The organism is Actinoplanes sp. NPDC048791 (assembly GCF_040650095.1).
Taxonomy (GTDB): domain Bacteria; phylum Actinomycetota; class Actinomycetes; order Mycobacteriales; family Micromonosporaceae; genus Actinoplanes.
The window spans coordinates 1-7,640 of the sequence record NZ_JBEZGQ010000353.1; the positions used below are offsets into that span (position 1 = coordinate 1).

The window sequence follows — 7,640 nt, forward strand, 5'->3', positions numbered from 1 at the left end:
GCTCGTCGTCGACCGTTCCGGCGGACTGCGGGGCATCGTCACCCGGTCGGACCTGCTGAACGTGCACGCCCGGCTGGACGCTGTCATCCGCGACGAGGTCATGCAGCGGGTCCTGGGCCGCACGCTGATGATCCGGCCCGGCGCGATCCGGGCCGAGGTCGACGAGGGAGTCGTCACGATCAGCGGGCGTACGACCCGCAGGACGACCGCCGTAGCCGCCGCTCAGCTGACCGCAACGGTCCCCGGCGTCACCGGCGTTGTCGACCAGCTCACGTTCGACCTCGACGACACCGTCGGGGCGACCCGGCCCGGCCGGCGGCCGGGCCCGCGCACCCGGGTCGCCGTGGACGCCTCCTTGCCGATGCCCGGCAAACAACGAGTCCATTCGTCGCCGTCGCCGGCCATGGTGGGCGGGAAGGAACACCGCAATGCTTGACATCCGCAACGCCGACCGCCGGATCAGGACCGCGGCACGCCCGGTCCGGAGAGGGGCCGACATGCAGTGGCAGGTGGACGACGTCATGACGCGCGAGGTGGTCACCGTGGGGGTCGACACCCCGGTGGGTCAGATCGCCGGTCTGCTCGACCGCGAGCGCATCAGCGCCGTACCGGTGACCACCCCGGCCGGCGAGGTCCTGGGCGTCGTCTCCCAGGCCGACCTGCTGGCCGGCGTCGCCGACGGCAAGCGGCGCAAGCCGCGAGGCAAGCAGCTGACCAGCGCTTCCGCCGCCCGCGCCGGCGATGTGATGACCACCCCGGCGTTGTCCGTCGACGCCGGGGCCTCCCTGAAGCAGGCGGCGAGGACCATGCAGTCCCGCAACGTCCGCCGGCTGTTCGTCACCGGACCGCAGGGCCGCCTGCTCGGCGTGGTGTCCCGGGGTGACCTGCTGCGCCCGTACGCCCGGCAGGACGCGGCGATCCGGCGCGAGGTCGAGGCGGTGCTGCGCGGCCGCCTCTGGATCCGCCCGGAACAGGTGGCCGTCCGCGTCAGCGAGGGCACCGCGACGCTGACCGGGGCGGTGGGGCGGCGCTCGACCGCCGGCATCGTCACCAGGCTGGCCACCGCGGTGCCCGGAGTGACCGAGGTGGTCGACCGCATCGGCTACGACTTCGACGACGCCGCCCTGGCCCGTTCCAAGGTCGACCGCACCCATCCGTTCAGTGCCGACCCGTTCCGTCCCGGTGGGCGGGCCGCATGAGGACCTAGGAGGCATCATGACCGCCACCCTGCACGGCCCGGCCCGTTCGTCCGCCGATCACCTGGAGTTGCTCCGCGGCATGCTGGAGGAGCAGTTCGCCGTGCACACCGCCCGCCTGACCCAGCTCACCGTGCATGCCCGGCACGCCGGTCACGACCGCCACACCCTCGAGGCACTCATCACGTCCACCCGGGAGCGGATCGCCGAGACGGCGCAGGCGCTCCGGCGGATGTCCGAAGGCACCTACGGACTGTGCGTGGACTGTCACAAGCCGCTCCCCCTCGGCCGCCTGCACGCCCTGCCGCACGCCACCCACTGCACCCGCTGCGAGCGGCGCCGGACGTCCTGAGCCCGCGTACGTCTACGATCGTCGGGACAGCCAGGTGATCGTGAGACGGACGTGCTCCGACCGGTGAGAGGACAGCCATGCGGGTGCTGCTCGTCGCCCCTCCCGGAGCGGGAAAAGGGACCCAGGGTGCGCTGATCGCCACCCACTTCAACGTGCCGCACATCGCCACCGGCGACCTGCTCCGCGACCACGTCGCCCGGCAGACCCCGCTCGGCCTGGCCGTCCGGGCCCACCTGGACCGCGGTGAGCTGGTCCCGGACGACATCGTCCTGGACATGGTCCGCGACGCCTTCCTGGAGGCCCGGGACCAGGGCGGATACGTCCTGGACGGCATGCCCCGCAACATGGCCCAGGCCCGGGCGCTGTACCAGGTCGGGAAAAGCCTCGAGATGACCGCGAACGTCGCGTTGCACCTCAAAGCCGACGACGACGAGCTGATCCGCCGGCTGCTGGCCCGCGCCGCGCTGGAGCACCGCTCCGACGACACCGAGGAGGTCATCCGCCGGCGGCTGGCCCTCTACCACGAGGTGACGTACCCGATCGTGGAGTGGTACAGCAGCCGCGGGATCCTCGTGTCCGTGGACGCCATGCGCCCGGTCGCCCAGGTCGCGCACCAGGTGCTCACCGCCCTGGAGAGCATGAGCACGCTGGTCGACCTCGTCCCGGAGAACGCCCGGCGCTCCATCGACCTGACCGGGCTCGGCGCCGCGTTCGGCGACTGCTGACCCACCCGGCCCGGACCAGCAGCGGAGGCGACATGATCGGCGAGGCCCGGTTCCCGGTAGAGGCGTGGCAGGTCCGTGAGGCCGTCCTGGAGCTGGACCGGCTCGGGCAGACCGAGTCGGTGCTGGCGCTGGCCAACGGCCACATCGGGCTGCGCGGCAACCTGGACGAGGGCGAGCCGCACGTCATCGCCGGCACCTATCTGAACTCGTACTACGAGCAGCGGCCGCTGCCGTACCCGGAGGGCGGCTACGGCTATCCGGAGCAGGGACAGACCGTCGTCAACGTCACCGACGGCAAGCTGATCCGGCTGATGGTCGACGACGAGCCGTTCCACGTGGCGCACGGCCGGCTGCACGCCCACGAGCGGGTCCTGGACCTGCGGTCCGGTGTGCTGCGCCGCGAGGTCGACTGGGAGTCACCGGCCGGGCGGCGGGTGCGGATCCGCAGCTCCCGGCTCGTCTCGTTCACCCAGCGCGCGGTCGCCGCCGTCGACTACGAGGTCGAGGCGGTCGGCCACGAGGTGCGGATCACCCTGCAGTCCGGGCTGGTGGCCAACGAGGAGCAGCCGCAGAAGTCCAAGGACCCGCGCGTCGCCGCCGCGCTGGACCGTCCGCTGGTCGCGGTGGCCCAGGACACCGAGCAGCACGGCGCGGTGCTGCTGCACCGCACCCGCACCAGCGGCCTGCTGATGGCGGCCGGCATGGACCACGCCGTCACCGCGCCCGGCGCGTACGACGAGGAGACCGACGTCCGCGACGACTGGGCCCGCACGACGGTGGTCACCGTGCTGCGGCCCGGCGAGCGGCTGCGGATCACCAAGTTCCTCGGGTACGCGTGGAGCAGCCAACGATCCCCGCAGGCGTTGCGTGACCAGGTGGCTGCGGCTTTGACCGGGGCGCAGTACGCCGGCTGGGACGGTCTCGCCGCCGAGCAGCGCGCGTACCTCGACGACTTCTGGGACGCCGCCGATGTCGAGGTCGAGGGCGACCCGGTGTTGCAGCAGGCGGTGCGTTTCGGCCTGTTCCACGTCCTGCAGGCCGGCGCCCGGGCCGAGCGGCGGGCCATCGGCGCCAAGGGCCTGACCGGCCCGGGGTACGACGGGCACGCCTTCTGGGACACCGAGGGTTACGTCCTGCCGCTGCTGACCTACATCGCGCCGCACGCCACGGCCGACGCGCTGCGGTGGCGGCACAGCATCCTCGACCAGGCCCGGCACCGCGCCCGTACGCTCGGCCTGGCCGGTGCGGCGTTCCCGTGGCGCACCATCCACGGCGAGGAGTGCTCGGCGTACTGGCCGGCCGGCACCGCGGCGCTGCACCTGAACGCGGTGATCGCCCGAGCCGTCGAGCGCTACCGCCAGGTCACCGGCGACGAGTCGCTGGAGGCCGAGTGCGGCCTGGAGATCCTCGTGGAGACGGCCCGGCTGTGGGTCTCCCACGGCCACCACGACGCCGCCGGGCACTGGCACGTCGACGGGGTCACCGGCCCGGACGAGTACAGCGCCGTCGCCGACGACAACGTCTTCACCAACCTGATGGCCGCCCGTAATCTGCGGGCCGCCGTCGCCGCGTGCGCCCGCCGGCCCGAGGCCGCCGAGCAGCTCGGTGTCCGCCCGGACGAGCCGCAGGTGTGGCAGGCGGCCGCCGACGCGGTGCACGTGCCCTACGACGAACGGCTCGGCGTGCACGAGCAGTCGGCCGGCTTCACCCGCTATGCCCCATGGGACTTCGCGCCCGAGCACCCCGGCGAGCCGCTGATGCTGCACGCGCCGTACTTCCAGCTGTACCGCCGCCAGGTGATCAAGCAGGCGGATCTGGTGCTGGCGCTGCACTGGTGCCCGGAGGCCTTCACCGACGAGCAGAAGGCCCGCAACGTCGACTACTACGAGCGCATCACCGTGCGCGACTCGTCGCTGTCGGCGTGCACCCAGGCGGTGATGTGCGCCGAGGTCGGCCACGTGGAGCTGGCCCACGACTACGCCTGGGAGGCCGCCCTGGTCGACCTGCGTGACCTGCACGCCAACACCCGCGACGGGCTGCACCTGGCCTCGCTGGCCGGTGCGTGGTCGGCGATCGTCGAGGGCTTCGGCGGCCTGCGCGAGCACGACGACGTGCTCGCGCTGGCGCCGCGACTGCCCGAGGGCATCACCGGCCTGCGCTTCCGGCTGCGGCACAGCGGTCTGCGCCTGCTGGTCGAGGCCGACCCCACCACGGTACGGGTGAGCCTGCGCGACGGCACCGACGCCCGCCTGACGATCAAGCTCTACGGGGAGCCGATCGAGCTCACCGCCGGTGGCTCCGTCGAGCGTCCCGTCGCCGCTCTGGAACCGCTCCTCCCGCCGCCCCACCAGCCCCCGGGCTACGCCCCCGAGCGCGCCGGACCCCGCTAGGGTCGCTTCCCCGTGGACTTGAGTCTCGACCTGATCACCGTTCCGGCGGGCGAGGTCACCCTCAACGACCGGCGCACCGAGCACAGTTGGACCGTGCCGGTCGCGGCTTTCCGTCTCGCCGCTGCACCCGTGACCCGAGCCGCTCACGCCCTGGCCGGCAGCGACCCAGGCGATGCCGGCCTACCGGTGGTGGGCATCTCCTGGTGGGACGCGATCCGGTTCTGCAACGCCCTCTCCTCGCTGCACGGCCTCACTCCCGCTTACCGCATCCACGGCGCCGGTCCAGATCCGTCGCCGTCCCCGGCGGGACTGGTCCTGCGTAACGCCCCGCTCCCGCCGGATCGGCAGGTCGCGGATCCCGGCATCACCTGGGACCGGGACGCCGACGGCTACCGGCTGCCGACCGAGGCGGAGTGGGAGCATGCCTGCCGCGCGGGAACCTCAGGCCCGCGATACGGCCCGCTCGACGAGATCGCCTGGTATCGCGGCAACTCCGGCGAACGGGCCCACGCCGTCGGCGGCCGGGCGCCGAACGGCTGGGGTCTGTTCGACATGCTCGGCAACGTGTGGGAATGGTGCTGGGACCTGTACGACGCCGAGGTCTACGGCCCTTACCGGGTGCTGCGCGGCGGCGGCTGGTTCGACGAGAAGTGGAGCTGCCGCGCCTCGGTCCGGCGCCGCAGCCACCCCACCGTCAGCCTGGACGACGTCGGCTTCCGCCTGGCCCGCAACCACCGGGCCTGAGGCCGGCGCCGTCAATCGAAGCCGCTGCTCAGGGCTTCGCCAGCAGGGAGTCCTCCGGGCCGTCGCTGCCCGCCGGATACTCCAGCAGCGGGACAGTCCCGTCCCGCCAGGCGCTCAGCACCGGCTCCACGATCCGCCAGCACTGCTCGGCGGTGTCACCCCGCACCGACAGCAGCGGGTCGTCGTCCAGGACGCCGCGCAGCACTTCGCCGTACGCGGGCAGCTCTCCCGGCCCGAAGTCGGCATCAAGCGTGACCGGATCGATCTCGAACGGGTCGCCGGGGCCGTTGATGTTGAGGTCGACGGCGAGCCGGTCCGGGCCGAAGCCGATCCGCAGCCGGTCGGGCCGGTCGTAGCCGGTCAGCCCGTCGGGCACCCGGGCCGGCTGCTTGAACGTGATGACCGCTTCCTTGCGCGTCGCGCTCATCGCCTTGCCGGACCGCAGCCGGAACGGCACCCCGGCCCACCGCCAGGTGTCCACCGTGAGCACCACCTCGGCCAGCGTCTCGGTGCTCCGGCCCGGGTCGACGCCCGGCTCGTCGGCGTACGCCGGCAGCCGCCGCCCGTCGATCTCGCCCGCGGTGTACCGGGCCCGGCGGGTGCAGGTCCGGGCGTCGTCGTCCCACAGCCGGGTGGCCCGCAGGACCTGGGCCTTGCGGTCGCGCACCTCACGGGCGTCGATGGTGGGCGGCGCGTCCATGGCCAGCAGGGCCAGCACCTGCAGCAGGTGGCTCTGCACCATGTCGACGAGGGCGCCCGCGTTGTCGTAGTAGCCGGCCCGGCCCTCGAGGGCGAGACTCTCGTCGAAGATGATGTCGACACTGGCGACGTGCTCGGCGTTCAGCATGGGTTCGAACAGCCGGTTGGCGAACCGCAGGCCCAGGATGTTGAGCACCGTGGACTTGCCCAGGAAGTGGTCGACCCGGTGGATCTGCTCCTCGGGCACCAGCGTGGCCAGCAGCTGGTTGAGCCGCTCGGCGCCGGCGGTGTCGGTGCCGAAGGGCTTCTCCAGCACCAGCCGGGTGCCCGCCGGCAGGTCGAGGCCGGCCAGGGCCTGGCAGGCCTTCGCCGTGACGGCCGGCGGCAGGGCGAAGAAGATCACGATCTGTCCGCGGCAGGCGTCGAGCAACCGGCGCAGGTCCTCCGCCTTGGTGACGTCGGCCTGCAGGTAGCGCGTGCCCTCGACCGTGGCGGTCACCTGGGCGCCGGTCGCGTTCACCGAGGAGAAGGAGTCGTCGACGCGCTTGCGCCAGCGCTCCTCGTCCCAGTCGTCCATGCCGCTGCCCAGCAGGAACAGGGGCTGGCCGGGAACGGCGGTCAGCAGTCCGCCCAGTCCGGGCAGCAGCAGCCGGGCCGTGAGGTCGCCGCTGGCGCCGAGCACGAGCAGGCTCTGTTCTCCGCCGGCCGGCCCCGCAGATCTTGTCGTCATCACCCCAGCATGCCCGGGCCGCCCCGGCACTAATCTCCGCGGGGCTGTCACAACGGCGGGGGCTGTCCGGTCTGAGCAGGCGAACGAACTCTCCGACCAGGAAGGTCACGCACATGAAGATCGCCGTCATCGGTGGCACCGGGCTCATCGGCTCGCAGGTGGTCCGGATGCTGAACGCGGGCGGGCACGAGGCGGTGCCGCACTCGCCGTCCACCGGCCTCGACCTGCTCAGCGGGAAGGGCCTGGACGAGGCGCTGCGAGGGGCCGACGTCGTCGTCAACCTGACGAACTCGCCGACCTTCGACGACGCCTCCCCCGCCTTCTTCCGCACGACCATGGACAACCTGCTCGCCGCGGCCCGGCGCGCCGGGGTCGGCCACGCGGTCATCCTGTCCATCGTGGGCGCCGAGCAGGTGCCGGACCTGGCCTACTACCGCGCGAAGGTGCTCCAGGAGGACATCCTCAAGGCCGGCCCGGTGCCGTACTCGATCGTCCGGGCCACGCAGTTCTTCGAGTTCATCGACGCGGTGCTGTCCTGGACCTCCGACGAGCACACGGTCCGGCTGCCGGACACGCCCGTGCAGCCCATGGCCGCGGCCGAGGTCGCCCAGGCCGTGGCGGAGGTGGCCGTCGGCTCACCGCTGAACGGCACCCGCAACGTCGCCGGCCCCGAGGTCTTCGCCCTCGACGAACTGGGCCGGATCACCCTGGCCGCCCACGGTGACCAGCGCAAGGTGGTCACCGACAGCAGCGCCGGCATGTTCGCCGCCGCCCCGGGTGACGCGCTGATCGCCCCGCAGGACG

At 72.7% G+C, this 7,640-nt stretch carries 8 protein-coding genes; 7 read left to right on the top strand and 1 reads right to left on the bottom strand.

The window, feature by feature from the left end; genetic code table 11:
* From AB0C29_RS23930 to AB0C29_RS23955, 6 genes are all read left to right on the top strand, one after another.
* A partial coding sequence (locus AB0C29_RS23930; RefSeq protein WP_360823943.1) for a BON domain-containing protein occupies positions 1-436 on the top strand: 436 nt, incomplete at its 5' end.
* 61 nt (positions 437-497) lie between these two features.
* Positions 498-1,199, top strand: a complete 702-nt coding sequence (locus AB0C29_RS23935) for a CBS domain-containing protein (RefSeq protein WP_360823945.1) — start codon at positions 498-500, stop codon at positions 1,197-1,199.
* Positions 1,200-1,215: 16 nt separating this feature from the next.
* A complete protein-coding gene (locus AB0C29_RS23940) occupies positions 1,216-1,548 on the top strand; it encodes a TraR/DksA C4-type zinc finger protein (RefSeq protein ID WP_360823948.1) in 333 nt (110 codons plus the stop codon).
* Positions 1,549-1,625: 77 nt separating this feature from the next.
* The gene (locus tag AB0C29_RS23945; RefSeq protein WP_360823951.1) at positions 1,626-2,273 is read left to right on the top strand and encodes an adenylate kinase; all 648 of its coding nucleotides are present in this window, start codon (positions 1,626-1,628) and stop codon (positions 2,271-2,273) included.
* 32 nt (positions 2,274-2,305) lie between these two features.
* Positions 2,306-4,663: a glycosyl hydrolase family 65 protein gene (locus AB0C29_RS23950; RefSeq protein ID WP_360823954.1), complete on the top strand. Its 2,358-nt coding sequence runs from the start codon at positions 2,306-2,308 to the stop codon at positions 4,661-4,663.
* A gap of 18 nt (positions 4,664-4,681) precedes the next feature.
* Positions 4,682-5,407: an SUMF1/EgtB/PvdO family nonheme iron enzyme gene (locus AB0C29_RS23955; RefSeq protein ID WP_360823963.1), complete on the top strand. Its 726-nt coding sequence runs from the start codon at positions 4,682-4,684 to the stop codon at positions 5,405-5,407.
* Between the two features lie 28 nt (positions 5,408-5,435).
* On the opposite strand, the gene AB0C29_RS23960 is transcribed toward AB0C29_RS23955, so the two are convergent.
* Positions 5,436-6,836 carry a glucose-6-phosphate dehydrogenase gene (locus AB0C29_RS23960; RefSeq protein WP_360823957.1) on the bottom strand — a complete coding sequence of 467 codons (1,401 nt, stop codon included), beginning with the start codon at positions 6,834-6,836 and terminating at the stop codon, positions 5,436-5,438.
* 113 nt (positions 6,837-6,949) lie between these two features.
* On the opposite strand from AB0C29_RS23960, the gene AB0C29_RS23965 reads away from it, so the two are divergent.
* Positions 6,950-7,640, top strand: a 691-nt coding sequence (locus tag AB0C29_RS23965; protein WP_360823960.1) for an NAD(P)H-binding protein, incomplete at its 3' end; no start/stop codon positions are given.

Bases quoted from the DNA above. Each gene is read 5' to 3' on its own strand.
- AB0C29_RS23935 (WP_360823945.1), top strand. From the start codon at position 498: ATGCAGTGGCAGGTGGACGACGTCATGACGCGCGAGGTGGTCACCGTG.
- AB0C29_RS23940 (WP_360823948.1), top strand. From the start codon at position 1,216: ATGACCGCCACCCTGCACGGCCCGGCCCGTTCGTCCGCCGATCACCTG.
- AB0C29_RS23945 (WP_360823951.1), top strand. From the start codon at position 1,626: ATGCGGGTGCTGCTCGTCGCCCCTCCCGGAGCGGGAAAAGGGACCCAG.
- AB0C29_RS23950 (WP_360823954.1), top strand. From the start codon at position 2,306: ATGATCGGCGAGGCCCGGTTCCCGGTAGAGGCGTGGCAGGTCCGTGAG.
- AB0C29_RS23960 (WP_360823957.1), bottom strand. From the start codon at position 6,836: ATGACGACAAGATCTGCGGGGCCGGCCGGCGGAGAACAGAGCCTGCTC.